This is a genomic window from Pseudomonas sp. MWU13-2517 (assembly GCF_023242545.1).
Taxonomy (GTDB): Bacteria; Pseudomonadota; Gammaproteobacteria; order Pseudomonadales; family Pseudomonadaceae; genus Aquipseudomonas.
On the sequence record NZ_JALMFA010000015.1, the window covers coordinates 50,651 to 75,799 of the forward strand.

23 protein-coding genes are annotated in these 25,149 nt (G+C 61.6%); 14 read left to right on the top strand and 9 right to left on the bottom strand.

What is annotated here, in order from left to right; all coding sequences use genetic code 11:
* The first annotated feature begins 18 nt into the window (after window positions 1–18).
* A complete protein-coding gene (locus M5B97_RS21190) occupies window positions 19–1,107 on the top strand; it encodes an endonuclease/exonuclease/phosphatase family protein (protein ID WP_248732586.1) in 1,089 nt (362 codons plus the stop codon).
* 30 nt (window positions 1,108–1,137) lie between these two features.
* On the opposite strand, the gene hrpB is transcribed toward M5B97_RS21190, so the two are convergent.
* Window positions 1,138–3,645: an ATP-dependent helicase HrpB gene (gene hrpB, locus M5B97_RS21195; protein WP_248732587.1), complete on the bottom strand. Its 2,508-nt coding sequence runs from the start codon at window positions 3,643–3,645 to the stop codon at window positions 1,138–1,140.
* Between the two features lie 114 nt (window positions 3,646–3,759).
* Here hrpB and M5B97_RS21200 point away from each other — a divergent pair, with 114 nt between their 5' ends.
* Entirely contained in the window at window positions 3,760–4,179 is a 420-nt protein-coding gene (locus tag M5B97_RS21200; RefSeq protein ID WP_123717440.1) for a polyribonucleotide nucleotidyltransferase, read from the top strand.
* A 9-nt stretch (window positions 4,180–4,188) separates the two neighbouring features.
* The gene (locus M5B97_RS21205) at window positions 4,189–5,082 is read left to right on the top strand and encodes a cation diffusion facilitator family transporter (RefSeq protein ID WP_248732588.1); all 894 of its coding nucleotides are present in this window, start codon (window positions 4,189–4,191) and stop codon (window positions 5,080–5,082) included.
* Here M5B97_RS21205 and M5B97_RS21210 read toward each other — a convergent pair.
* Window positions 5,079–6,164, bottom strand: a complete 1,086-nt coding sequence (locus M5B97_RS21210) for a DUF6515 family protein (protein ID WP_123717438.1) — start codon at window positions 6,162–6,164, stop codon at window positions 5,079–5,081. The genes M5B97_RS21205 and M5B97_RS21210 overlap by 4 nt on opposite strands.
* Window positions 6,165–6,596: 432 nt before the next feature.
* Between M5B97_RS21210 and M5B97_RS21215 the strand changes: the two genes are divergently transcribed.
* The gene (locus tag M5B97_RS21215) at window positions 6,597–7,076 is read left to right on the top strand and encodes an Lrp/AsnC family transcriptional regulator (protein WP_003194418.1); all 480 of its coding nucleotides are present in this window, start codon (window positions 6,597–6,599) and stop codon (window positions 7,074–7,076) included.
* Window positions 7,077–7,221: 145 nt separating this feature from the next.
* Window positions 7,222–7,431, top strand: coding sequence for a DUF2788 domain-containing protein (locus tag M5B97_RS21220; protein ID WP_025999909.1), 210 nt, complete (start codon window positions 7,222–7,224; stop codon window positions 7,429–7,431).
* Here the strand turns inward: M5B97_RS21220 and M5B97_RS21225 are convergent.
* From M5B97_RS21225 to M5B97_RS21240, 4 genes are all read right to left on the bottom strand, one after another.
* A complete protein-coding gene (locus M5B97_RS21225; RefSeq protein WP_134660550.1) occupies window positions 7,426–8,061 on the bottom strand; it encodes a pseudouridine synthase in 636 nt (211 codons plus the stop codon). The two genes, M5B97_RS21220 and M5B97_RS21225, sit on opposite strands and share 6 nt — an antisense overlap.
* A gap of 71 nt (window positions 8,062–8,132) precedes the next feature.
* Window positions 8,133–9,605: an AMP nucleosidase gene (gene amn / locus M5B97_RS21230; protein ID WP_167659697.1), complete on the bottom strand. Its 1,473-nt coding sequence runs from the start codon at window positions 9,603–9,605 to the stop codon at window positions 8,133–8,135.
* 112 nt (window positions 9,606–9,717) lie between these two features.
* The gene (locus tag M5B97_RS21235; protein WP_248732589.1) at window positions 9,718–11,373 is read right to left on the bottom strand and encodes an acyl-CoA dehydrogenase family protein; all 1,656 of its coding nucleotides are present in this window, start codon (window positions 11,371–11,373) and stop codon (window positions 9,718–9,720) included.
* Window positions 11,374–11,583: 210 nt separating this feature from the next.
* On the bottom strand, window positions 11,584–13,953 hold the full coding sequence (locus tag M5B97_RS21240; protein ID WP_248732590.1) for a hybrid sensor histidine kinase/response regulator: 2,370 nt from the start codon (window positions 13,951–13,953) through the stop codon (window positions 11,584–11,586).
* A gap of 288 nt (window positions 13,954–14,241) precedes the next feature.
* Between M5B97_RS21240 and M5B97_RS21245 the strand changes: the two genes are divergently transcribed.
* From M5B97_RS21245 to M5B97_RS21260, 4 genes are all read left to right on the top strand, one after another.
* Window positions 14,242–15,039 carry a hydroxymethylpyrimidine/phosphomethylpyrimidine kinase gene (locus M5B97_RS21245; protein ID WP_134660546.1) on the top strand — a complete coding sequence of 266 codons (798 nt, stop codon included), beginning with the start codon at window positions 14,242–14,244 and terminating at the stop codon, window positions 15,037–15,039.
* Between the two features lie 32 nt (window positions 15,040–15,071).
* Window positions 15,072–15,704: a thiamine phosphate synthase gene (gene thiE / locus M5B97_RS21250; protein ID WP_134660545.1), complete on the top strand. Its 633-nt coding sequence runs from the start codon at window positions 15,072–15,074 to the stop codon at window positions 15,702–15,704.
* Window positions 15,705–15,721: 17 nt separating this feature from the next.
* Complete coding sequence (gene hemL / locus M5B97_RS21255) at window positions 15,722–17,005, top strand: glutamate-1-semialdehyde 2,1-aminomutase (protein ID WP_123717432.1); 1,284 nt, start codon at window positions 15,722–15,724, stop codon at window positions 17,003–17,005.
* 226 nt (window positions 17,006–17,231) lie between these two features.
* Entirely contained in the window at window positions 17,232–17,786 is a 555-nt protein-coding gene (locus M5B97_RS21260) for a tetratricopeptide repeat protein (protein WP_123717431.1), read from the top strand.
* Between the two features lie 59 nt (window positions 17,787–17,845).
* Here the strand turns inward: M5B97_RS21260 and M5B97_RS21265 are convergent, their stop codons facing one another.
* On the bottom strand, window positions 17,846–18,172 hold the full coding sequence (locus M5B97_RS21265; RefSeq protein ID WP_003236992.1) for a DUF1820 family protein: 327 nt from the start codon (window positions 18,170–18,172) through the stop codon (window positions 17,846–17,848).
* A 131-nt stretch (window positions 18,173–18,303) separates the two neighbouring features.
* Between M5B97_RS21265 and miaB the strand changes: the two genes are divergently transcribed.
* The 5 genes from miaB to lnt all read left to right on the top strand — a co-directional run bounded on the left by miaB (window position 18,304) and on the right by lnt (window position 23,728).
* Window positions 18,304–19,632 carry a tRNA (N6-isopentenyl adenosine(37)-C2)-methylthiotransferase MiaB gene (miaB, locus tag M5B97_RS21270; protein WP_123717430.1) on the top strand — a complete coding sequence of 443 codons (1,329 nt, stop codon included), beginning with the start codon at window positions 18,304–18,306 and terminating at the stop codon, window positions 19,630–19,632.
* Between the two features lie 226 nt (window positions 19,633–19,858).
* Window positions 19,859–20,863 carry a PhoH family protein gene (locus M5B97_RS21275; RefSeq protein WP_123717429.1) on the top strand — a complete coding sequence of 335 codons (1,005 nt, stop codon included), beginning with the start codon at window positions 19,859–19,861 and terminating at the stop codon, window positions 20,861–20,863.
* Window positions 20,856–21,314: an rRNA maturation RNase YbeY gene (ybeY, locus tag M5B97_RS21280; RefSeq protein WP_248732591.1), complete on the top strand. Its 459-nt coding sequence runs from the start codon at window positions 20,856–20,858 to the stop codon at window positions 21,312–21,314. The genes M5B97_RS21275 and ybeY overlap by 8 nt, the downstream gene beginning before the upstream one ends.
* 42 nt (window positions 21,315–21,356) lie before the next feature.
* Window positions 21,357–22,196, top strand: coding sequence for an HlyC/CorC family transporter (locus M5B97_RS21285; RefSeq protein WP_017735641.1), 840 nt, complete (start codon window positions 21,357–21,359; stop codon window positions 22,194–22,196).
* 8 nt (window positions 22,197–22,204) lie between these two features.
* Window positions 22,205–23,728: an apolipoprotein N-acyltransferase gene (gene lnt / locus M5B97_RS21290; RefSeq protein ID WP_248732592.1), complete on the top strand. Its 1,524-nt coding sequence runs from the start codon at window positions 22,205–22,207 to the stop codon at window positions 23,726–23,728.
* 71 nt (window positions 23,729–23,799) lie between these two features.
* Here the strand turns inward: lnt and M5B97_RS21295 are convergent, their stop codons facing one another.
* Both M5B97_RS21295 and M5B97_RS21300 read right to left on the bottom strand, forming a co-directional pair.
* Window positions 23,800–24,561 (bottom strand): YdcF family protein, encoded by a 762-nt coding sequence (locus tag M5B97_RS21295; protein WP_248732593.1) that lies wholly within the window; start codon window positions 24,559–24,561, stop codon window positions 23,800–23,802.
* Between the two features lie 101 nt (window positions 24,562–24,662).
* Window positions 24,663–24,980: a hypothetical protein gene (locus M5B97_RS21300; protein WP_123717425.1), complete on the bottom strand. Its 318-nt coding sequence runs from the start codon at window positions 24,978–24,980 to the stop codon at window positions 24,663–24,665.
* Window positions 24,981–25,149 lie beyond the last annotated feature (169 nt).

Here is a 25,149-nt window from a genome sequence, read left to right on the forward strand (position 1 = left end):
CCGCTATAAGCCGAACCGATGACCCGTTTATTGCGCATCATCCTGCTGGGCCTGCTGATCATTGCGGGTCTGCTCACCGCCCTGATCTACAGCCTGACCTGGCGCCCTGCCGACAAGCAAACCCTGCCCGTCAGCTGTGGTGCACCGCGCGCGCCAACCCTGCTGCCGGGGCAGGCGCTCAAGGTCATGACCTGGAACGTGCAATACCTGGCCGGCAAGAACTATGTGTTCTGGTACGACACCCCCGACGGCAGCGGCCCGGACGACCGCCCTACCGAGCAAGACATGGCTTACAGCCTTGATGAAGTGGCACGGGTGATCCGTGACGAACAACCCGACATCCTGCTGTTGCAGGAACTCGACGAAAACGCCAAACCATCCCACTATCAGGACCAGCTTGCACTGTTGCAGGAACGCCTGGTCGACCTTTACCCCTGCAGCACCCAGGCTTTCGATTGGAAAGCCGATTTCATCCCCGACTTTCATATCTTCGGCAGTGTCGGTCGCAAATTGGCGACCCTGAGCCGCTACCAGATCGAACACGCCGAGCGCCTGCAACTGCCGGTCTCCCCAGGCAACTTCATCAGCCGCCAGTTCCAACCCAAGCCGGCGTTGCTGCTGACTTACCTGCCACTGAGCGACGGCGGCCAACTGGCGGTACTGAATACCCGTCTGGATGGCGACATGCCTGGGCGCTCGGCGGTGGATGAGCAAGTAAAGGCAACGGTGAAACTGCTGGATAAGTTCGAAGGCCGGGGCACACCCTGGCTGATCGGCGGGGACTTCAACCTGCTGCCGCTGGGCCAGTTCCTGCGCCTGGAAGCGGGCAAACGCGGGCAGTATTCCCCGGACAGCGAGCTGCATTTGCTATGGGACAAATACCCGATGATCCCAAGCTACAGCGAATCCAGTGGCATCGACCGCGAAAAATGGCTGACGCACTACCCCAATGACCCGAGTCTCGACGGCCCGGATCGTACCTTGGACTATCTGTTCTACAGCCCACGCCTCAAGCGGGTGGCGGCCAAGGTACGGCAGGAGGATACGTTGCGTATTTCCAACCATTTGCCGGTGATTGCACGGTTCCTGCTGCCCGCCGCGCAATAATCCTGCTCCCGCCTTTGAGACTCAGTGTGGCTATTTACGGGGTTTGATCCGCGCCGTCGCCTCGGCTACCAACGGGTCATCCGGCCAATAATGCTTCGGATACCGCCCCTTCAAATCCTTCTTCACCTCGGCATAGGTACTGCGCCAGAAGTTCGCCAGGTCCTGCGTCACCTGCACCGGCCTGCGCGCAGGCGACAACAGGTGCAACTTCACCACCTGCCGCCCACCGGCAATGCGCGGGGTATCCGCCAGCCCGAACAATTCCTGCAGGCGCACCGCCAGAATCGGCGGCTGCTCACTGTAGTCCAGTCGCACCGATGAGCCCGACGGCACTTTCACATGCTGCGGCGCCAGTTCGTCCAGGCGCTGGGGCAACGGCCAGGGCAGCAGGTTGTGGAGGAAACTGGAGATATCCAGGTTGGAAAAATGACTGAGGCGCGAGACCTTGCCCAAGTACGGCATCAGCCAGTGCTCCAGAGTGGCGAGCAAGGCACTGTCGCTAAGGTCGGGCCACTCGCTGGTTTTTCCGGCATCCAGTTGGCGCAACAGCATGACGCGGGCCTGCCATTGGCGCAGTTCCGGGGTCCATGGCAACAGCGCCAGCCCCTTGCGGCGTACGAGGTTGACCAGCGCCTGGCTGCGGGCGGACTCATCCAGGCCCGTCAGTGGTTCGCGGCTGAGCACCAGTTCGCCGACTTTGCGTTGGCGTTCGGCGCGCAGCACGCCTTCGCGCTCGTCCCAATCCAACTGGTCGACGTTGCGCACTTGTTCGGCCAGTACCGTATCGAATAGCGCCGGGTCAAAATCCGCCGCGAGGTAGATGCGTTCTTCCCGCTGGCCCTGGCGGCTGCCGAGGTCGGCGATCACCAGCCAGGGTTGTTTCATCAGGCTGTCAGCCTCGGCGAACAGCGCGGCGCGACCATTGGCCAGGCGATATTCGGCACCACCCGGGCGACGTTGCTGCGCGACACGATCCGGGTAAGCCAGGGCCAGCAAGGCGCCGAGCCATCGCGGGTGGTCGGGATCAGCCACCGCCTGAGTGGCATTGCCTCTCAGATAACCTCGATACTGCCGGGCCAGTTGCCTGGCTCGCTGCACACCGCCTTGTGTGCCGCGTGCGCGCTCTTCACCGGACAGCAAGGCCAAGCGACTGTGCAAATCGGCACCGCCACCGCGCAAGATATCGCGCTCTCCCAACAGAGCGGCTACATCACAGGCCGTGGCCGCCAGGCCCAGGTCCTGACCCCGCAACAATAAATGAGCGATACGTGGATGTGCCGGCAACTCGGCCATTTTCTGGCCATGTGGGGTCAGCTTGTCCGCGTCCAACGCCCCCAGGCGCACCAGCAAATCCTGGGCCTGTGCATACGCTGCGGTCGGCGGCACATCCAGCCAGACCAGTTGTGCAGGAGTGACGCCCCAGCGCGCCAGTTGCAAGGCCAGGCCTGAGAGGTCCGCCGCAAGGATTTCCGCGCTGCCATACGCCGCCAGGCCCTCATGCTGGTCCTCGGACCACAGCCGATAACACACCCCCGGCTCGAGGCGCCCTGCCCGACCGGCGCGCTGAGTGGCACTGGCGCGGGAGATGCGCTGGGTATCGAGGCGGGTCATGCCGCTGCCCGGGTCGAACCGCGGTACCCGCGCCAACCCGGCGTCGATCACCACGCGCACGCCGTCGATCGTCAGGCTGGTCTCAGCGATGTTGGTGGCCAGCACCACTTTGCGTTTACCGACAGGCGCCGGGTCGATGGCGGCGCGTTGGGCGTTGAGGTCAAGTTCGCCATGCAGTGGGCAGAGCAGCACATCACTGCGATCGCCCAAGGCATCCGCCAGTTGCTGGTGGACCCGACGAATTTCCGCCTGCCCCGGCAGGAACACCAGCACACTGCCGGCTTCGTCGTGCAAGGCTTCAAGGACCGTCTGCAGCACACGCGGCTCGATAAATTCACCGGCCTGATAAGGCCGCCCCCAACGCACCTGCACCGGGAACATGCGCCCTTCGCTGCTCAGGATCGGCGCATCATCCAACAGGCCAGCCAGGCGCTCGCCTTCAAGGGTGGCGGACATCAGCAGGATTTTCAGCGGTTGCTCATCGCGAAACAGCTCGCGGCCGTTGAGGCTCAGGGCCAGCGCCAGGTCGGCGTCGAGGCTGCGCTCGTGGAATTCGTCGAAGATCAGCAAGCCCACGCCATCCAATGCTGGGTCGTCCTGCAGGCGCCGGGTGAGAATGCCTTCGGTCACCACCTCGATACGCGTATTGGGGCCGACCTTGCTGTCCAGGCGGATGCGATAGCCGACGGTTTCACCGACCTTTTCACCCAGCTCGCTGGCCAGGCGTTCGGCAGCGGCACGGGCCGCCAGGCGCCGGGGCTCGAGCATCAGGATGGTTTGCCCGGCCAGCCACGGCTCGTTCAATAACGCCAAGGGCACGCGGGTGGTTTTACCGGCGCCGGGCGGTGCTTCCAGCACGGCTTCATGGCGAATAGCCAAGGCGTCACGCAGGGCGGGTAAAACTTCATCAATCGGCAACGAATTCATACTGGCTCCAAAGCAGAGCGGCGAGTATAACGGCGAACTGCCGGATGCCGATGATGGTCTCAAGGCGGGTGTTATATAGTGAATTCCGTATCAACCGTGTTCAGGAGAGCTTCCATGCGTATCGCTTCCCGTGTCATCGGCGGTGTTCTCGCCGTCACCCTGTTGAGTCAACTGACGGCCTGCGGTTCGATCTTCTACCCCGACCGCCGTGGCCAGATCGACGGCAAGATCGACCCGGCGATTGCTGTACTCGACGCCGTGGGCCTGTTGTTCTATGTGATCCCGGGCTTGATCGCGTTCGGCGTAGACTTCGCCACCGGTGCCATCTATTTCGAGCCGGGCAAGACTGCCCAGGTTGATCCGGTGAAACTCCACGAAGCCATCGGCGCCGACGGCAAGGTCGACAACGCCAAGCTGCAAACCATTATCCAGAAAGAAACCGGACGCAGCCTGCCGCTGGATGACCCGCGCATGATCCAGTTCAAGGGCAGCGTGCAACAGCTGGCTTCCCTGGGCCTACAACCCGCTGCCTAAGGATCGTCCATGACCAGCAGTCCTGAACACGCCAGGCTCCTGCGCCTGGCTACCCGTGCTTCGGTGGGCGTAGCCTCTGCGTTGATTGTTACCAAGGCCATCGCCTGGTGGTTCAGCGGCTCGGTGAGCATGCTCGCCGGGTTGACCGACTCGCTGCTGGACGGCGTGACCTCGCTGCTGAATTTGCTCGCTGTGCATTACGCGCTGCGCCCCGCCGATGACGATCACCGTTATGGGCACGGCAAGGCGGAGTCGCTGTCGGGCATGGCTCAGGCACTGTTTATCGCCGGCAGTGCGGTGTTGATCGCGCTGCAGGCCTACCAGCGCCTGCAGCATCCGGAACCCGTCGGCGCGCCGTGGCTGAGCATCGGGGTTATCGTCTTTTCACTGTTGATGACGGTGGCGCTGCTGATGCTGCAACATCGTGTGGTCCGCGAAACAGGCTCCAACGCTGTGCGTGCCGACTCTCTGCACTACCGCTCGGACTTGATGCTCAACGGCAGCATCCTGGTGGCGCTGGTGTTGGCGGGCTTTGGTTACCATCAGGTCGACGCCTGGTTCGGCCTGGGGATTGCCGCCTACATCTTGTGGAGCGCTATCCAGATCGCCCGGGAGAGCTTTGCGGTATTGATGGACGAGGAGCTGCCGCCGGACGTGAGTCAACACATGCTGGAACTGGCACGTGGTGTCCCCGGCGTATTGGGTGCACATGATTTGCGCACGCGAATCTCCGGCAGCCACTGGTTCGTGCAACTGCATCTGGAATTGCCTGGGGAATTGACGCTGTCCGTCGCCCATGGCATCAGCGATCAAGCCGCCGACGCCATTCACCAAGCCTACCCGCGTGCCGAAGTGCTGGTGCACGCCGACCCGCGGGAAGTGGTCACGGGCAATAAAACCTAATACTGCACCTGATAACCGCGACTGGTCAGGCAATTGCCCTGAGCCTGACGGTAGGTTTGCACCACCGCAGGCGCCGGGGCGTAAGTGACCGCCTGCGGATCAAAGCCGCTTTGCTGCACCGCCCAGCGATAGCAGTCATAGCCATCCTGCTGCACTTGGGCCGGTGACTGGCCGTTGGCCGGGTAGGCAACGACATCATAACCGTTGCCCTGGGGGGGCGGCGGTGGCGGCACTTCTGTCGGCGGTTGCACCACCACGTACTGCTGGGTGCTGCTTTCATAGGTGTAGTAAGCACCGGCCGCGAGGAAGAACAGCGCACTGCCCACCCACACTTCCCGCGCGTAATCCGGCAGGTATTGCACACGGATGCCGTACGGCGGCCTCACCACCACATAACGCGGGCCTTGCGGGCGATACCAGTAACCACCCGAGAAGAAGTAGTCCTGGCCACGGTAGGGCACACGGTAATTACGCTCGGGGAAACGGTCGACGATATAGCCCGGTCGATATTGCGGGCCGGGGCCCCAGCCGTTGCCATGCCCGTCGGGGCGGCCCGGCCAGCGGTGATCATCGGGACGGCCATTATTGAAACCGCCGCCAGGACGTGGCCCGGGGCCATTTCCTTGCCAATGCGGGTTGCCGTCATTACGGCGCGGGATGTCCTGATAGTAGCCTTGGCGTGGCTCCTGGGTTTGCCGAACGGTGTCCGGACGCCCCTGGATCGGCAGGTTGTTCGCCGGCTGCGGCGCTGGACGAGGCTGCTCGGCGCCTTGCGGCCGGCCTTGCCACTGCCCGTGCCCCTGCTGCTCGCCTCGCTCGAAATGCTCGTTTTGCGGGCGAGGCGCATTGTTCTCGACATGTTGATTCGGTGGGCGGGGCTGATTGTTTTCCGGACGTGGTTGATTGTTTTGCGGGCGGGGCTGGTTATTCTGCGGTCGAGGCTGTTCATTGCCTGGCCGCCCGCCCTCCGGCCCTCTTTCATGCTGGCCACCGCCTTCGGAACGGGGGTCATCAGCCATCACTTGCGCGCTGACGGTAACCATCAGCAAACCTACACCTGCCAAACGCCAGATGCGTTTCATGCTCTTCCTCACTGCGGATTAGGGCCTGGAGTACCCGGCCTCATAACATGAGACTGGAAAAGCCTCACCCGGTTCTGGGACAGGTTATCAGTCACGAGAACAATTTTCTCAAGGCAAAGAAAAAGGGGCGACCCGTCGGCCACCCCTTGAGAATTTCGTCCTGGCTCAACGCTTTTGGCGTTGGCTCACCTCACGCCGTCTGGTAGACAGTGTGCAGCCTGGAGGCCGGCTCAACCCTGTTTGGGCGGCGGCCGCAGCGGGCCTGATTGGGCGAGCTGCTGTGGACTGTTGTCCAGGCGGTGATTCTGTTGATAACGATACCCGTGAGTGCCCGGCAGATGATTGCGAAGATTGCGTCAATAAACAGTGCTTGCGCAATTTTTAACCCTTCATAGATAATTCGCCGCAATAGTTACGACAAAGGCCAACCCAATGAGCAAGCTTGACCGATACGACCTGAGTATTTTGGCGGAATTGCAGCGTGACGCGAGGATCTCCAACCAGGAGTTGGCCGAGCGCATCGGCCTGTCACCGTCGCCCTGCTCGCGCCGGGTCAAGCAATTGGAAGACGACGGCTACATCGCGCGCCAGGTCGCCCTGCTCGACCGCAAGATGCTGGGCCTGAGCCTCACCGCCTATGTGTTGATCGGTATGGACCGTCACACGCCCGAGCGCTTCGAGAATTTCGAGGCGGCCATCCGCACCCTGCCCCAGGTGCTGGAATGCAGCCTGGTGACCGGAATGGATGCGGACTATCAGTTGAAAGTGGTGGTGCCGGATATGGACCATTATCAAAAATTGCTGCTGGGCCATCTGACCCGCATCGAAGGGGTGACCAGCGTGCGCTCCAGCTTTGTGCTGAACCAGGTATTGAACAGCACCGAACTGCCGCTAACCCACCTGCGCACCTGATCTTGTGAATCAAGATCAAATGTGGGAGGCGCCTGTGTTTCAGCGGTGAATCTTGCATGCGACGCACCGACGCAGGTCAACGTTGCGCCGTTGACACTGCCTTATACTTGCCTCCTGCCGCCCCTCGGAAGAGCCCATGAACAACATCGACCCTGCCCTGTTTGAAGAATGGATGATGACTGGCCTGGTCACCATTCTGATTATTTTCATGGGCTTTATCGTCTGGGACCTGGCGAAGAAGTCCAAGGCCGGGCGCTTTGGTTCGTTTATCCTGTTTTTCGTGCTGGGCCTGGGCGTGGCCGCGTTCATCATCAAGAGCGTGGTGATCGGCCTGATCGAATCCGGTGCTTTATAAGCGCGCCGGTACTTCCTTCCATTGGCCTTGATCCAGGCCGTCGATAGACCACTCACCAATGCGCACGCGCACCAGGCGCAGCGTCGGCAGCCCCACCGCCGCGGTCATACGCCGTACCTGGCGGTTGCGCCCTTCACGAATCACCAGTTCCAGCCAATGAGTCGGCACGCTTTTGCGAAAGCGTACGGGCGGGTTGCGTGGCCACAACGCGGGCTCATCCAGTTGGCGCGCTTGGGCAGGCAGGGTCATGCCGTCGTTGAGTTCCACACCGTCACGCAGGCGTTGCAGCTGTTCTTCGGTGGGTTCGCCTTCGACCTGCACCCAGTAGGTCTTCGCCAGTTTGTGCTTGGGGTCGGCAATCCGCGCCTGCAGCTGGCCGTCGTTGGTCAGCAGCAGCAAACCCTCGCTGTCACGGTCCAGGCGGCCCGCCGGGTAGATACCGGGGATGTCGATAAAATCCTTGAGGGTCGCACGCCCGCCTTCGTCGCTGAATTGGGTCAGCACATCAAACGGCTTATTGAACAGGACCAACTTCGGCTCGGCCGGCGGCGCCTTGGCGACACGCCGCGCAGCGGAATAAGGTGGTTTCACGCCAGGACGGCGCGAATCGGGGCGAACGGGACGGGACATGGCAAAGGAACATCTAACGGTCAGGGCCGACAATGCTAGTGGCCTGACCGCTAAATGACCATCCCAACCGCTTAGCGGAACGGCGGTTCGTCGAAGCTGCGCAGTTTGCGTGAATGCAACGAGTTGAGTTCGGTGCGCAACAGGTCTACCGCCTCGATGCCGATCTTCAAGTGCTGGCTGACCGCACGCTCGTAGAATGCGTTGGCCGATCCTGGCAGCTTGATCTCACTGTGCAACGGTTTGTCCGACACACACAGCAAGGTGCCGTAAGGCACGCGCAAGCGATAGCCTTGGGCGGCGATGGTACCGCTTTCCATGTCCACCGCCACGGCACGGGACAGGTTGATAAGCGGCCGCTCCTGGGCCCAACGCAGCTCCCAGTTGCGGTCGTCGTAGGTGAGTACGGTGCCGGTACGCAGGCGTTTTTTCAGCTCTTCGCCCTTCTCGCCGGTGACATTCGCGGCCGCCTGCTGAAGCGCCAACTGCACTTCGGCCAGGGCCGGGATCGGAATGTTAGGCGGCACCACGCGGTCGAGAATCCCGTCGCGGCGCATATAGGCGTGGGCCAGTACGTAGTCACCGATGGTCTGGGATTGGCGCAGGCCGCCGCAGTGGCCGATCATCAGCCAGCAATGGGGGCGCAGCACGGCCAGGTGGTCGGTGATGTTCTTGGCGTTGGACGGGCCGACGCCGATGTTCACCAGGGTCACACCGTGGCCGTCGGTGGCCTGCAGGTGGTAGGCCGGCATCTGGTAGCGGTGCCAGACCACACCGGCGGCAATCGCCGAGGCTTCGCCGTGGTCCATGCTCTTGTCGATCACCACGTTGCCCGGCAGCACCATGCGGATAAACCGTGGGTCGCTGCGCAGTTGCTCCAGGCCATGCAGGATGAACTGGTCAACATAGCGGTGGTAGTTGGTCAGCAGAATCCATGGCTGCACATGGCGCCAGTCGCTGCCGGTGTAGTGCACCAGGCGACGCAGGGAGAAGTCCACGCGGGCTGCATCGAACAGCGCCAGAGGCAGCGGGTCGGTGTTTTCCCAGTCGTAGAGGCCATCGGCGATGCCGTCGGTGGCGGCGGACAGGTCGGTGCTGGGGAACACGCGGGCCAGGGTCGCAGCGGTGACGCCGGAGCCGGCCAGTTCGTCGCCCTGCTCCACCACATACGGGTAGGGAATGTTCTGCTGGCTGACGCCCACTTCCACCGTCACGGTGAAGTCATGCATCAACGGCACCAGTTGCTCCAGCAGATACTTACGGAACGCGGCAGGATGGGTGACGGTAACGCTGTAGGTTCCCGGCAGTTGGACCTTGGCGTATGCCCGGGTGGTCTGTGGGACTTCACCGTGGCAGTGATAGGTCAGGCGCAGTTCCGGGTAGCGAAACAGTGCGCGTTGTTCGGCGTCAGGCTCGACGCGGTTCTTGAGGTATTGCTTGAGGGCCTGATTGAGCGCGCCGGTAGCACGCTCATGAAGGGCCGCCAGCCGATCCACGGCTTCTTCAGCGGTTTGAACGACAACAAAAGCTTCGGTCACGGTAAGCATCCTGTGTTCTGACTTGCAGGCCTTTATCTTGCCTGTATCCCAGCCTCACTGAAACAGCGGAGTTGGAATGCAGTCAATGTGCGAGCAAGCCTCACCCACCTTTGGTCTGCGTTTACTCAGAAAGACCGGGTGTGGATCTGGCGACAATCGCTTCAACATCCACCCCTCGCGGCAAGGTGCCATACGCCCGGCCGGACGACGCCCCCAACCGGCTGGCGATAAACCCATCACTCACCGCCGCATTCCCCGCTTCCAGCAGCAACTTGGCCTGCAGCGCCACGGCAATATCCTCGGTCAACTGCCGCGCGCGGTACTGGATATCCTGGGTGTCCATAAACGCCGACTTCAGCTGTTCGATATGCCGCGCCAGCTGGGGTTCGCCGTGACCGTTACCCAGTTCGACAAACAGTGCCTCCAGCACCCCAGGCTCTTTCGACAGCGCCCGCAGCACGTCCAGGCACTGCACATTGCCGGAACCTTCCCACGTCGAATTCACCGGTGCCTCACGGTACAGGCGCGGCAGGATGCTGTCCTCCACATACCCGGCGCCGCCCATGCACTCCGCCGCTTCGTTGATCATCGCCGGCGCACGCTTGCAGATCCAATATTTGCCCACCGCCGTTACCAACCGGGCGAACTTGGCTTCGCGCTCGTCATCAAGGTGGTCCAACGCCCGCCCCATGCGCAGGCTCAACGCCAGGGAGGCTTCGCTCTCCAGGGCCAGGTCGGCCAGTACGTTTTGCATCAGCGGTTGCTCACTGAGCACGCGGCCGCCGACCGAACGATGGGCGCAATGATGGCTGGCCTGGGTCAGCGCCTGGCGCATCAAGGCGCTGGAGCCGACCATGCAATCAAAGCGGGTCATGGCAACCATCTCAATGATGGTCGGCACACCCCGGCCCTCTTCGCCGATCATCCAGGCCAGGGCCCCGCGAAACTCCACTTCGCTGGACGCATTGGAGCAGTTGCCGAGTTTGTTTTTCAGGCGCTGGATGTAGAACTCGTTGCGCGTGTCATCCGGGCGATGCCTTGGCAGCAGGAAGCAGGTAAGGCCCTTGTCGGTCTGGGCCAGGGTCAGGAACGCATCGCACATCGGTGCCGAACAGAACCACTTGTGCCCCACCAGCTCATAGGCTTGCCCGGGCCCGCCCGCGCCTACCGGATAAGCACGGGTGGTGTTGGCACGCACATCGGTGCCACCCTGTTTCTCGGTCATGGCCATGCCGATAGTGGCGCCGGCCTTGTGGGCGAGGCCGACGTTGCGCGGATCGTACTGGGTCGCGAGGATTTTCGGCAGCCAGGTCTGCGCCAGGTCCGGTTGCAGGCGCAGCGCGGGCACACAGGCGAAGGTCATGGTCAGCGGGCAGCCCGTGCCGGCTTCGGCCTGGCTGTGCAGGTAGGTCATCGCGGCGCGGGCCACATGGGCGCCGGGCTGCGGATGGGCCAAGGGCAGCGACGGCAGGCCATGTTCCACGGCGGTGCGCATCAGTTCGTGATAAGCCGGGTGAAATTCCACCAGATCGATGCGGTGGCCGTAGCGGTCATGGCTGCTGAACACCGGCTTGTTCTGGTTCGCCAGGAACCCGGCTTCCATCAACGGGCCACCGGCCAGCGCACCATAAGCATCGATACGTGCCTGTGCCCAGCCGGCGCCGAAGCGGCGCGACCAGTCTTGCAGGGGCAAGTCGATGCGATAGAGGTTGGTGCCGTCCAACGAGGGCGGCTGATTGGTGACTTCGTGGGTTTCGGCGAACGAGTGCAGGTTCATGACCGGCCTCCTGAAATAAAGGCCACGTCGATCAAGGCTGTTGGCGGGAGCCGGTTTGCTCGGGAAAAAGTCGCGATAACGCAGCGGGTCTGGTTTAACGCGGCGCTCTCGGTTCATTCACGGACAAACTCGCTCCTACACGTTGCCTATCGGTAGGGCCGGAGTTTCAGTTAAGCACCGTCATGTGCCTTAAAAAAGTGGCATACGCGCCTAATGTCCGGCGCTTTCGCCCTCTACCGAGCACAGCAGACGGCGCTCCAGTACCGCCTGTAACGCGTCAAAACGCACGGGTTTGCTGAGGCGGTCGCTGACACCGACGCCGTGGCAGCGCTCACGCTCCGGCGCCTGCAACGAGGCGCTCAGGGCGATCACCGGCAGCTCACCGCAACCGGGCAATGCACGAATCTGACAGCACAATGAAAAGCCCCCTTCGGGCACATCCAGCAACACGGCATCGAAGGTTTCATCTTGCAGGATGGCCAGGGCTGACGGGCCGGAGTCCACGGTTTTTACGCGGTAACCGAGCTTGAGCAACATACCGCGCACCGCCAGTTGGCCCACGCTGTTGTCGTCCACCAACAGCACCGCGCAATCCTGAGGTGCACGCTGCCTGTCGGGCGCCACTTTCGGTTCAGGCGGCACTGCGCTGACCTCTACCTCCAACTGGAACCGGCTACCTTTGCGCGGCTCGGAATGGTGGGTAAGGCGCCCGCCCAGCAGTTCGATCAGTTGCCGGCAAATCGCCAAGCCGATACCCAGGCCGCCGTATTGGCGGGTCGTCGAGCCATCGAGTTGGAAGAAGCGCTGGTACAGCGTGGCCTCGTCAAGGAAGGCGAAGCCGACACCGGTGTCGGTCACGATAAAGCTCAAGCGCAAGCTGCCATCCGCGTGAGGCACGCCTACCACGCGCAGGCGCACGCTGCCTTCGTGGGTGAACTTGAATGCATTGTCCAGCAGGCAATCGAGGCACTGAGTGAGTTTGCCCGCGTCACCGATCACACGGTCCGGCAGTTCATCCGCGACATCAATGGAGAACTCCAGCCCCTTGCTCTGGGCAATAGCGCTGAACTGCTGGCGCAAGGTATCAAGGGTCCCGCGCAGGCTGAATAGCCGAGGCTGGGCGCTGAGGCGCCCGGCTTGCAGTTCGGTCAAGGTGAGAATGCCGTTGACCATGCGCATCATGTCCCGCGCCGAGCCGGCAGCCGTTTGCTGGTATTGCGCCAAGTCATCGTCCAGCGGCACGGTCTGCATGAGCTCCAGGGAGCCGATCACACCATTCATCGGCGTGCGCAATTCATGGGTCAGGGTGGCGAGGAACTCATCCTTGAGGCGGTTGCTGCGAGCCAATTGCTGGTTGAGCACTTCGAGCTTCTGGCTGGCGTCGAAGAGGATTTGCGCTTGTTGCTCACGCATGCCGTTGATGCGATCCGCCAGGGCCAGGGACAGCAGGGCCACTTCGATGGCCGAGCCGAGTTGGCTGGCGTACATGGTCAGGAACACATTGGGCAGGTAGCCCAGCACCATCATCGTGTTGACCACCCCGCCCAGCAGGAACGCCGACCAGGCAATGATGAAATAACGCGCCATGCGCTGGCCACAGAACCAGGCCTTGATGGCCGCGACAAAGATGCTCACGGTAAACACCAGCGCCAGGCCGGTCGCCAGGCGCAAGGCCAGCGCGTAGCTGGTCAGCAGCGCCAGCACCATCACCACCGCGCCACAGGCCGCCAACCCCAGCAACAGACGGTTGAGCCAGCGACTGTGCTGCGCCGTGTGCAGGAAGCTGCGCGCAAACAGGCTGCCGAATAACGCTGCCGAGCCGATCAGGAACGGCACCGCCGCATTCGCCCACCACGGGTTATTCGGCCAGAAATACTGCACCGCCACGCCGTTGACCGACAGTTGATACAACCCGAACGAGGCAATGTAGAGGATGTAATAGAGGTAGCTGGTGTCGCGTACGCTCAAGTAGATGAACAGGTTGTAGACCAGCATCCCCAGCAATACGCCATAGATTGCCCCGAGCACATACAGGCGCAGCGGCTGCTGCTCCAGATAAGCGGTGCCGGCCCAGAGCGTCAACGGGGCCTGGATCGACCCTTCACTTTGCAGGCGCAGATACACGGTTTCCTGCTGGCCGGGCACGAAGTTGAGCTTGAACAGGTAGTTGCTATGGCCTACCTCACGGCTGGAAAACGGCAGCGCGCTGCCCGTGCGGCTCGTCAGGCGGTAGGTACCGGTGCCGTCGTTCTGGTACAGGTCCAAGTGGTTCAGTGGTGGATACGCCAGTTCCAGAAACCAGCTGCGCGGGGCACGGGGGTCTTGGGCGACGTAATGCAAATCGACCTTGAGCCAGAACACCGAGCGCGAATAGCCGGCATTGAGGGTGGCTTTGTCATGGGTCTTGAACTGGGCGGCGTAGGCAGGGGAACTGACTTGGGCGATGGTGAGGGCATCCGTTGGGTCTTCGAGCACTTGCATGACCCGGCCCAGAGGGAGGCTTCGAGTCGCCTGATCGAAGTCGACGGCGTTGGCGAGCATCGGCAGCCCGCACAACAATAAGATCAGCAAATAGCGCATAGAGCCCCAGCGTGGCCTGTTCGGTTATGTCAAAAGCCCCCCATTTCCTTTTGAGTAGACGTACACCGGCGATACCGTAAGTTGTTTCGATCCACTCTAGCATAGCCAGTAAAGGCCATTGGACACTATTGAAATAATTTTTTGAAAGGCTCTATCGCGAGGCTTTCAGCGCTTTTGACAGCATTCAATCGGCTAACTGGTGGGCCGTACTCAGGTTGTTTCCAAGCATCAAATTCCCCCCAAGCCCGACAGCCACGCAAAAAGCGTTTGGTGGTAAGCTCGCGCACCATGAATATCTACAGCTCCCGTCCCGTTGTCCTCTGTCTCTCCGGCCACGACCCCAGTGGTGGCGCCGGCCTGCAGGCAGATATCGAAGCCCTGCTCGCCCAAGGCTGCCATGCGGCCCCGGCCGTCACCGCCCTGACCGTGCAGAACACCGTCAACGTCACTGATTTCCGCGTGCTCGACCGCGAATGGGTGCTGGCCCAGGCCAATGCCGTGCTCGGCGACTCCGAAGTGGCGGCCGTCAAACTGGGCATGCTGGGTTCTACCGCGATGGTCGACACAGTGGTCGAACTGCTGCAGGCGCATCCGCACCTGCCGGTGGTGTGCGACCCGGTGCTGCGCGCCGGCGGCGGTGGCAGCCTGGGCAAGGACGAGGTGGGCTACGCGATGCGTGAGCGGTTATTGCCGCTGTCGCTGATTGCCACACCGAACCTGCCTGAAGCACGCATCCTCGCCGAGTTGCCTGACGGTACGGCGGACGAATGCGCCGAGAAACTGTTGCCCCATATCAAGCATCTGCTGATCACCGGCGGCCATGGCGACGAACACGAAGTGCACAACCGCCTATACAGCCGCGACGGCACGCGCCAGACCTTTACCTGCCAGCGCCTGCCCGGCAGTTACCACGGCTCGGGTTGCACGCTGGCCAGTGCGCTCGCCGGTCGGATCGCCCAGGGCGAAGGCTTGGCCAGTGCCGTGCAGTCGGCACTCAACTACACTTGGCGCACCCTGCGTGACGCCGAACAACTCGGCCAGGGCCAGTTCGTGCCGCGCCGGCTGCCGCTGGATTTCTGCTCGTAACTTTCAGTTCTTAAAAGCAAGAGGCCTGCCCGATGAAACTACGTGGCCTGTATGCCATAACCGACAGCCAACTGTTGGCCGGCAAATTCCTCGCCTACGTCGAAGCAGCGCTGGACGGCGGCGTGACCCTGTTGCAGTACCGCGATAAAAGCAGCGATGACGCGCGGCGCCTGCGTGAAGCCGAAAAGCTGCGAGAGCTATGTTCGCGCTACAAGACCCAGCTGATTATCAATGACGACGCCGAATTGGCTGCGCGCCTGGGCGTCGGTGTGCACCTGGGCCAGACCGATGGCCCACTGACTCCGGCCCGTGCGCTGTTGGGCTCCAAGGCAATCATCGGTGCCACCTGCCACAGCCAGATAGAACTGGCGGAACAGGCCGCCAGGGAGGGCGCCAGCTATGTCGCTTTCGGCCGTTTCTTCAATTCCAACACCAAGCCTGGTGCCCCCGCGGCCACCGTCGAAATGCTGGCCCAGGCCCGCACACAGTTGCAGTTGCCGATCTGCGTGATCGGTGGCATCACCCTTGAAAACGCCGAACCGCTGGTGGCCCACGGTGCCGACCTGCTGGCAGTGGTGCACGGCCTGTTTGGGGCCGACAGCACCCAGGAGGTCACGCGCCGCGCCCGCGCGTTCAACGACCTTCTAAATAGAAAACACGCCTGAATTCAGAGAGCCTAATCATGTCCCGTTCCGAAACGCTGTTTGCCAATGCCCAGAAACACATCCCCGGTGGTGTGAACTCCCCCGTGCGTGCGTTCAAAAGCGTGGGCGGCACGCCGCTGTTCTTCAAGCATGCCGAAGGCGCCTACGTTACCGACGAAGATGACAAGCGCTATGTGGATTACGTGGGCTCCTGGGGCCCGATGATCCTCGGCCACAGCCATCCGGACGTGCTTGACGCGGTTCGCAAGCAACTGGAACACGGCCTGTCCTACGGCGCGCCGACCGCCATGGAAACCGAGATGGCTGACCTGGTGTGCGCCATCGTGCCATCGATGGAAATGGTGCGCATGGTCAGCTCGGGCACCGAAGCCACCATGAGCGCGATCCGCCTGGCCCGCGGTTTTACCGGCCGCGACAGCATCATCAAGTTCGAAGGCTGCTACCACGGCCACTCCGACAGCCTGCTGGTGAAAGCCGGCTCCGGCCTGCTGACCCAGGGTGTGCCAAGCTCGGCCGGCGTCCCGGCGGCATTCGCCAAACACACGCTGACGTTGCCGTTCAACGACATCGCCGCCGTGGAGCAGATGCTCAATGAAGTCGGCCAAGAGGTGGCGTGCATCATCGTTGAACCGGTGGCCGGCAACATGAACTGCGTACCACCGGCGCCAGGCTTCCTTGAAGGCCTGCGCGAGCAGTGCGACAAACACGGTGTGGTGCTGATCTTTGATGAAGTGATGACCGGTTTCCGCGTGGCCCTTGGCGGCGCCCAGGCTCACTACGGCGTCACGCCGGACTTGAGCACCTTCGGCAAGATCATCGGTGGTGGCATGCCGGTAGGCTGCTTCGGCGGCAAACGCGAAATCATGCAACACATCGCACCGTTGGGCCCGGTCTACCAGGCCGGCACCTTGTCGGGTAATCCGCTGGCAATGGCTGCCGGCCTGACCACCCTGCGCCTGATCAGCCGCCCGGGCTTCCACGCCGAGCTGACCGACTACACCACCCGGCTGCTGGATGGTCTGCAACTGCGCGCCGATGCGGCGGGTATCCCGTTCGTCACCACCCAGGCGGGCGGCATGTTCGGCCTGTACTTCAGCGGTGCCGACGACATCGTCACCTTTGATGACGTAATGGGCAGCGATGCCGACCTGTTCAAGCGCTTCTTCCACCTGATGCTGGAAGGCGGTGTTTACCTGGCACCGAGTGCCTTTGAAGCCGGCTTCACTTCGATCGCCCATGGCGAAACCGAATTGAAACTGACCCTGGATGCTGCCGAGCGTGCTTTTGCCGCATTGAAATAACAGCCGCAACAAGTCAGGCGTTGCCTTGGGCGACGCCTGATTTACTACTTTGCCTACAGACTTTTCCTTGTTTTTTCGAGAATCTACCTGCAATCCGGCAGATAACTTGCCCATGCAGCAGAAAATCGAGTAAAGACTTTGTAAGCAAGGGCCTGCTTATTTCATAATGCGCGCTCATTGGACTCCCCGAGGGTCCGCGCGCCCCGTCAGAGGTAAGTCGATTCCCATGAAACGCACCGGCCGCACCCTGGTACTGGGCTGCCTGTTGCTCCTTCAGCCGCTGCTGGCACATGCACAAGCAGGCGGCAACTCGTTGTTAATCCCAGCGATGGGTCGTTGCACCCTCAATACACAGCCCGACAGCCAGGCCGAAGCGCTGAGCGCGTGCCAGAAACAGGCCGATGGCGGTGATGCACAGGCGCAATACGAGCTGGGCGAGTACTACCACGACAGCAAGAACCCCGCTCGCGACCTCAACCTGGCCTTGAGCTATTTTGAGAAAGCCTCGCTGCAGGGGCATGCCCAGGCGCAATTCCAGTTGGGCAATATGTTCTTCAAAGGCGAAGGCGTACCGGCCAATAACGTGCAGGCGTATATCGTGCTGAAAATGGCCGCGGTCAACGGAGCCGAAGACGCGCTGGACACCGCCGACGAAGTCGCCGAACACATGCAGCGCGATGAGCTGGAAGTAGCCACCCAGGTGCTGGGCCAGATCTTCCGCAATTACCTGCAGGAATTGCAGAGTGCCGATGGGCGCTCGCCCTTCTCCCCCCTGCCTTGATCAGAAACGGCTTTCCGTCGTGAGACGGGCTTGCCCCGCACACGACAGAATCCAGGCGTTTACTTCTCTGGCATCGGCATCGGAAACGGCATGACGTTGCTCACGCCCCGGGCCTCGCTGATCTTCGGTGTGCCCAGGCGCTCCACCTCATCGATGCGCACAATCGAATGCATGGGCACAAAGCTGCGCACCACACCTTCGAACTGCGCCTTGAGTTTTTCCTCGCCTGGATCGACCACCAACTGGGTGCGCTCGCCAAAGACGAACTCTTCTACCTCCAGGAAGCCCCACAGATCACTTTGATAGATCTGCTTGGCGTACATTTCGAACACCTGGCCCTGGTTAAGGAAAATCACCTTGTAGATTGGAGCTTCACGTTTGGTCATGGTGGGCAAACAACACATCGGGGATATAAAAGGGGGCGCGAACTATAGCATGCCACCCGATGCACAACGCTAGGAACCAATGGGCATGCCCCCTATAATGCGCGGTTCTTTACCACCAGTTGACGATCCCCATGGCCAAGAAGCTTTACATCGAAACCCACGGTTGCCAAATGAACGAGTACGACAGCTCGCGCATGGTCGATCTGCTGGGCGAACACCAGGCCCTGGAAGTCACCGCCCGCGCCGAAGATGCCGACGTGATCCTGCTCAACACCTGCTCGATTCGCGAACGGGCCCAGGACCGTGTGTATTCCCAACTGGGCCGCTGGCGTGAATTGAAACTGGCCAACCCGGACATGGTGATTGCCGTCGGCGGCTGCGTGGCCAGCCAGGAAGGTGCCGCGATCCGCGACCGCGCACCTTATGTCGACGTGGTCTTTGGCCCACAGACCCTGCACCGTCTGCCGGAAATGATCGACGCCGCCCGCGTGACCAAGCTGCCGCAGGTCGACGTCTCGTTCCCGGAAATCGAAAAATTCGACCACTTGCCCGAGCCGCGCATCGACGGGCCAAGCGCCTATGTGTCGGTGATGGAAGGCTGCAGCAAGTACTGCACCTTCTGCGTAGTACCTTACACACGCGGTGAGGAAGTCAGCCGGCCGTTTGATGATGTACTGTCGGAAATCATCCACCTGGCCGAAAACGGCGTGCGCGAAGTGACACTGCTGGGCCAGAACGTCAACGGCTATCGCGGCCAGACCCACGACGGGCGCCTGGCCGACCTGGCGGAGCTGATCCGCGTGGTGGCTGCAGTAGACGGCATCGAGCGCATTCGCTACACCACTTCGCATCCACTGGAGTTCTCCGACAGCCTGATCCAGGCCCACGCCGAAGTGCCGGAGCTGGTCAAGCACCTGCACTTGCCGGTGCAGTCGGGCTCGGACCGCATTCTGTCAGCCATGAAACGCAACCACACCGCCCTGGAATACAAATCCAAGCTGCGCAAACTGCGTGCGGCGGTGCCGGGCATCTGCATCAGCTCGGACTTCATCGTCGGCTTCCCAGGCGAGACCGAAAAAGACTTCGAACAGACCATGAAGCTGATCGAAGACGTCGGGTTCGACTTCTCCTATTCGTTCGTCTATAGCCCGCGCCCGGGCACCCCGGCCGCCGATCTGGCGGACGACACCCCGGAAGCGCTGAAGAAAGAGCGCCTGAATGCACTGCAGCATCGCCTGAACCAGCAAGGCTTCGAGATCAGCCGACAAATGGTCGGTTCGATCCAGCGCATCCTGGTTACCGACTACTCGAAAAAAGACCCGGGAGAGCTGCAAGGCCGTACCGAGAATAACCGAATCGTCAACTTCCGCTGCGACACTCCCACCCTGATCGGCCAATTCGCCGACGTGCACATCGATGCGGCGCAGCCCCATTCGTTGCGCGGGTCGTTGATTCAATAACCCTTCGGTATCACTGACTGGCGCAGATCAAAATGTGGGAGCGGGCGTGCCCGCGCAGGTGGTTGATCGGTTGATACCTCTATCGGCTGACCCACCGCCTTCGCGGGCAAGCCCGTTCCCCTGTAAGAACCGCGCCACACTCGGGATATATAAGTGCTTTCGTACCCGCGCCTCTGGCGTTATCCTCTCTTTCACCTCAACAGCCAAAGGGCGGCTAAAAGCGACCTTGAACGCACCCATAGTAGAACCCCATCGTTTTCTCCTCGAGCCCTTTGAGGCTCGCCGTTTCGCCAACCTGTGCGGACAGTTCGACGAGCACCTGCGCCTGATCGAACAACGCCTGAGCGTCGAGATCCGCAATCGCGGCAATCAGTTCGAACTGATTGGTGAACCCCAACACACCACGTCCGCAGAAAACCTGCTGCGCCGTCTCTACCGCGAAACCAAGGGCAGTGAGCTGTCGCCGGAAACGGTGCACCTGTACCTGCAGGAATCGGCGGTGCAAGACCTGGCCAACAACCCGGTGGCCGAAGCCAGCGTGGCCCTGCGCACCAAAAAGGGCATGATTCGCCCGCGTGGCTTGAATCAGCAGAAGTACGTCAAGGAAATCCTCGGCAACGATATCAACTTCGGCATCGGCCCCGCCGGTACCGGCAAGACCTACCTGGCCGTGGCCTGTGCGGTGGACGCCCTGGAGCGCGAGCAAGTACGCCGCATCCTGCTGGTGCGACCGGCGGTCGAGGCTGGCGAGAAACTCGGCTTCCTGCCCGGCGACCTGGCCCAGAAGATCGACCCGTACCTGCGCCCGCTCTACGACGCACTTTACGAGATGCTCGGCTTCGAATACGTGGCCAAGCTGATCGAGCGCCAGGTGATCGAGATCGCCCCGCTGGCCTACATGCGTGGCCGTACCTTGAACAACAGCTTCATCATCCTCGACGAGAGTCAGAACACTACCGTCGAGCAGATGAAAATGTTCCTGACCCGTATCGGTTTCGGCTCCACGGCCGTGATCACCGGTGACATCACCCAGGTCGACCTGCCCAAGGGCACAAAATCGGGGCTGGGCCAGGTGATCGAGGTACTCAAGGATGTGCCCGGGATCAGCTTCACTCACTTCATGCCCAAGGACGTAGTGCGCCACCCGTTGGTGCAGCGCATCGTCGAAGCGTACGAGCGCTTCGAGCACCAGGGCGACGCACCGGCCAAGGACGCTCGCCACGATGCTTGAGCTAGACCTGCAGCTGGCCACCGAAGCCCCTGCCCCCAGTGAAGAACTGTTCCGCCAATGGTGCGCCCTGGCCCTGCGCCAGCGCACCGCCGACTCGGAGCTGACCATCCGCCTGGTGGACGAGCCCGAAGGCCGTGAACTGAATCACACCTGGCGTCAAAAAGACTACGCCACCAACGTGCTGTCCTTCCCCGCCGACGTACCGGATGAACTACTGGATATCCCCTTGCTGGGTGACCTGGTCATCTGCGTGCCGGTGGTGGAGCGCGAAGCACGGGAGCAGGGAAAGGAACTTGAAGCCCACTGGGCCCATCTAGTCATCCACGGCTGCTTGCATCTCTTGGGTTACGACCATATAGACGATGACGAAGCCGAGGAAATGGAAACACTGGAACAAACGTTGCTTGCAGAATTGGGTCACCCTGACCCTTATGCAGATGACGAAAGCTGATCAACACTTAACCAATACGACAAAGGATTCAGAGTAATCGCTATGAGCGAAGACCGATCGAGCAACGGGCAGAAGTCATGGCTGGGTAAATTGACCCAGGCTTTTGCCCACGAGCCGAAAAACCGCCAGGAGCTGCTTGAGCTGCTGCGCGAGGCCCATCAGAACAAGTTGCTGGACAGCGAAGCACTGGCCATCGTCGAAGGCGCCATCCAGGTCGCAGACCTGCAAGTACGGGACATCATGGTTCCGCGCTCGCAGATGATCAGCATCAAGGCGACCCAGACTCCACGGGAATTCCTCCCGGCCGTGATCGACTCGGCGCACTCGCGCTACCCGGTGATCGGTGAAAGCCATGACGACGTCATGGGCGTCCTGCTGGCCAAGGACCTGTTGCCGCTGATCCTCAAGGAGAACGGCGACAACTTCAACATCAAGGACCTGCTGCGTCCGGCCACCTTCGTGCCCGAATCCAAGCGCCTGAATGTGTTGCTGCGCGAGTTCCGCGCCAATCACAATCACATGGCCATTGTGATCGACGAATACGGTGGAGTAGCGGGCCTGGTGACGATCGAAGACGTGCTGGAACAGATCGTCGGCGACATCGAAGACGAACACGACGTCGAAGAAGACAGCTACATCAAACCCCTGCCCAGCGGTGACTTCCTGATCAAGGCGCTGACGCCGATCGAGAACTTCAACGAGTTCTTCGACAGCGAATTCTCCGACGATGAGTTCGACACGGTGGGCGGCCTGGTGATGAATGCGTTCGGACACCTGCCAAAGCGTAACGAAACCACCGAAATCGGTGCGTATCGCTTCCGCATCCTGAATGCGGACAGCCGTCGCATCCACTTGATCCGCCTGACCCCTATTGCCCGCTAAGGACTGATATGCGCCGCTTGTTCGCCCCCGGCTGGCCCGGTAATTTGCTGGCTGTGGTGGCCGGCGCCCTCACTACCCTGGCACTGGCACCGTTCGACCTGTGGCCATTTGCACTGGTGGCCGCGGGGTTGTTCTATGTCGGCCTACGGGAACTGACACCACGTCAGGCCCTGGGCCGTGGCTGGTGTTTCGGTTTCGGCCTGTTTGGTGCCGGCACCAGTTGGATCTACTACAGCATCCACCATTTCGGCGGCGCTTCGGTGCTGCTGGCCGGCTTCCTGATGCTGCTGTTTACCGCCGCCATCGCCTGGTTCTTCGCCCTGCCCGCCTGGCTGTGGGCACGCTGGTTGCGCCGCAACGAGGCACCCCTGGCGGATGCCCTGACCTTTGCTGCGTTGTGGGTCGGTCAGGAAGCTTTCCGCGGCTGGTTTCTCACCGGCTTCCCCTGGCTGTACTCCGGCTACAGCCAGCTCGACGGCCCGCTCACCGGCCTCGCCCCACTGGGCGGCATGTGGCTGATTTCCTTTGCCCTGGCGCTGACGGCGGCCCTGCTGTGCAACCTGCCCCGTCTGCTGGCAAGCAAGCGCAATGCCTTTATCGGCGCAGGCCTGGTGCTGTTGGTTGCACCGTGGGCCATCGGCCTGGCACTCAAACACCATGCGTGGACTTCCCCTTCCGGCGCCCCCCTGAGCGTGGCCGCCATCCAGGGCAACGTCGAACAAAGCATGAAGTGGGACCCTGAGCAGCTCAATGCGCAGTTGGCGCTGTACCGCGACATGAGCTTCAGCGCCAAGCGGACTGACCTGCTGATCTGGCCGGAAACCGCGGTGCCGGTGCTCAAGGAGTCCGTCGAGGGTTACCTGGCCATGATGGGCAAGTTCGCCGCCGAGCGGAATTCCGCGCTGATTACCGGCGTACCGATTCGCCAGGAAGTCCATCACCAGAAGCGCTACTTCAACGGCATCACTGTCGTGGGCGAAGGCGACGGCACCTACCTCAAGCAAAAACTGGTGCCGTTCGGTGAGTACGTGCCGCTGCAAGACGTATTGCGCGGGCTGATCGCCTTCTTCGACCTGCCCATGTCGGACTTCGCCCGAGGCCCCTCTGACCAGGCCATGCTCCAGGCCAAGGGTTATCACCTTGCGCCGTTCATTTGCTATGAAGTGGTGTACCCGGAGTTTGCCGCAAGCCTGTCGGCCCAGAGCGACCTGCTGCTGACCATCAGCAACGACACTTGGTTTGGCCGCTCCATCGGCCCGTTGCAGCACCTGCAAATGGCGCAGATGCGGGCCTTGGAAGCCGGTCGCTGGATGATCCGCGCCACCAATAACGGCGTGACCGGCCTGATCAATCCATTCGGGCAGATCACCGCGCAGATCCCACAATTCGAGCGCGGGATTCTCTACGGAGAGGTCGTGCCGATGCACAACCTGACGCCGTACCTGCAGTGGCGTTCGTGGCCGTTGATCATTGTGTGCGTGCTGCTGTTTGGCTGGGCGCTGCTGGCCGGCCGGATGTCCAAGACCGTCTGACAGCCAACGCAACACCATGTGGGAAGGGGTAAGCCCCTTCCTACATTCTGTTTGCATTTTAATCAGAAGGCTCAGCGGTAAAACAACCGATAGCCCACCTGCCCCACGGCTTCGTTGATCAACTGCCCGCTCTGCCAAACCGACTTGAACTCGGGCATCCAGCCGCCGAGCGGTCGCGCGTTGTCGACCCCGAGAAACCCCACAGGCCCCGGCACCACCGTGAAACCGGCCTTCTCGAAGCTCCAGACCGAACGCGGCATATGCCAGGCCTGGGTCACCACCACCACACGCTTGATACCCGCGGGCAACAGGATCTCAGCACTCATCTGTGCGTTTTCCCACGTGGTACGGCTACGCTCTTCCTTCCAGCGCACAGTGACGCCAAAATCATCCTGCATCGACACAGCCATCAGCTCGGCCTCACTGGGCGGCGTTCCATAGTGCAAACCACCGCTGGTCAGCACCGGCAAGCCTGACGCCTTGGCCAGTCGTGCGGCATAACGCTGGCGTTCAAGGCCTATGCCTGTTGGCTGGTCGGTGCCCCACGCAAGGTCGCCACGCTCACGTCCAGAGCCCAATACCACAATTGCATCGGCCCGCTGGGCCAGGGTTGCCCAGTCTTCCCGGGCCAAGGGCGGCTCGGTCTCCAATGCGTGCGCTCCCCATTGCACCACCACTGGCAGGCTCATCAGCCACATGCCCCCCAACCCCAGAGCAAAGCAGAACCCTGCCAGGCGCGGGCGACTGCGACGAATCCACCAGGCGAACGCCAGCAATAGCAAAAAAATACCGGGCGGCAGCAATAGTTGTTTGATGAAATAACGAAAAGGCATCGGGCATCTCCAAAGATGCCCGAAGCCTAGATGCAACGCAGTTCAGCGACAATCTTTACCAGCACATTTCGAGAAGACCAACGGATAGCACTGGGTTTATTTCACTTGCACCTTACGGCCCGAAGCTTGTCGACTCTGCGACCGGCGGATACGTCCCTCAGCCAGATCACCTTGGCTGAACGCGGCGACTCTTGAGAAGGCGGGGAAGCCTGTTCAGAAGAAGCGCGCTGGTGATTCATTTCCAGGTAGCACTTGATCAGTTCAAGCTCCGCCTGGCTCAAGCCCCGCAACTCCAGCTCCAGAGGCCGCTCATCACGCAATCGGCCTGCGGTTTTTGCAGCATCCAGTGCCCGACCCAATCGGTCGATCAGCCCCTCATACAACTGCGGTTTCGTTAAGGTTCGCTGCGATTCAACCATCCCCTCACCTCATTGAAGAAAGACTTGCTCCCCAATAAACAGCGTAGTCTCCATGGCTACGCCTGCCCGGTGCCGCGACAGACGGCCTCGACCGCGCAATCAGGGTTTCCCTCGATAGAGTGGGGTCATGTATGCTACGGCGCTTCCTGTAACTCCACTTCCCGCAGGG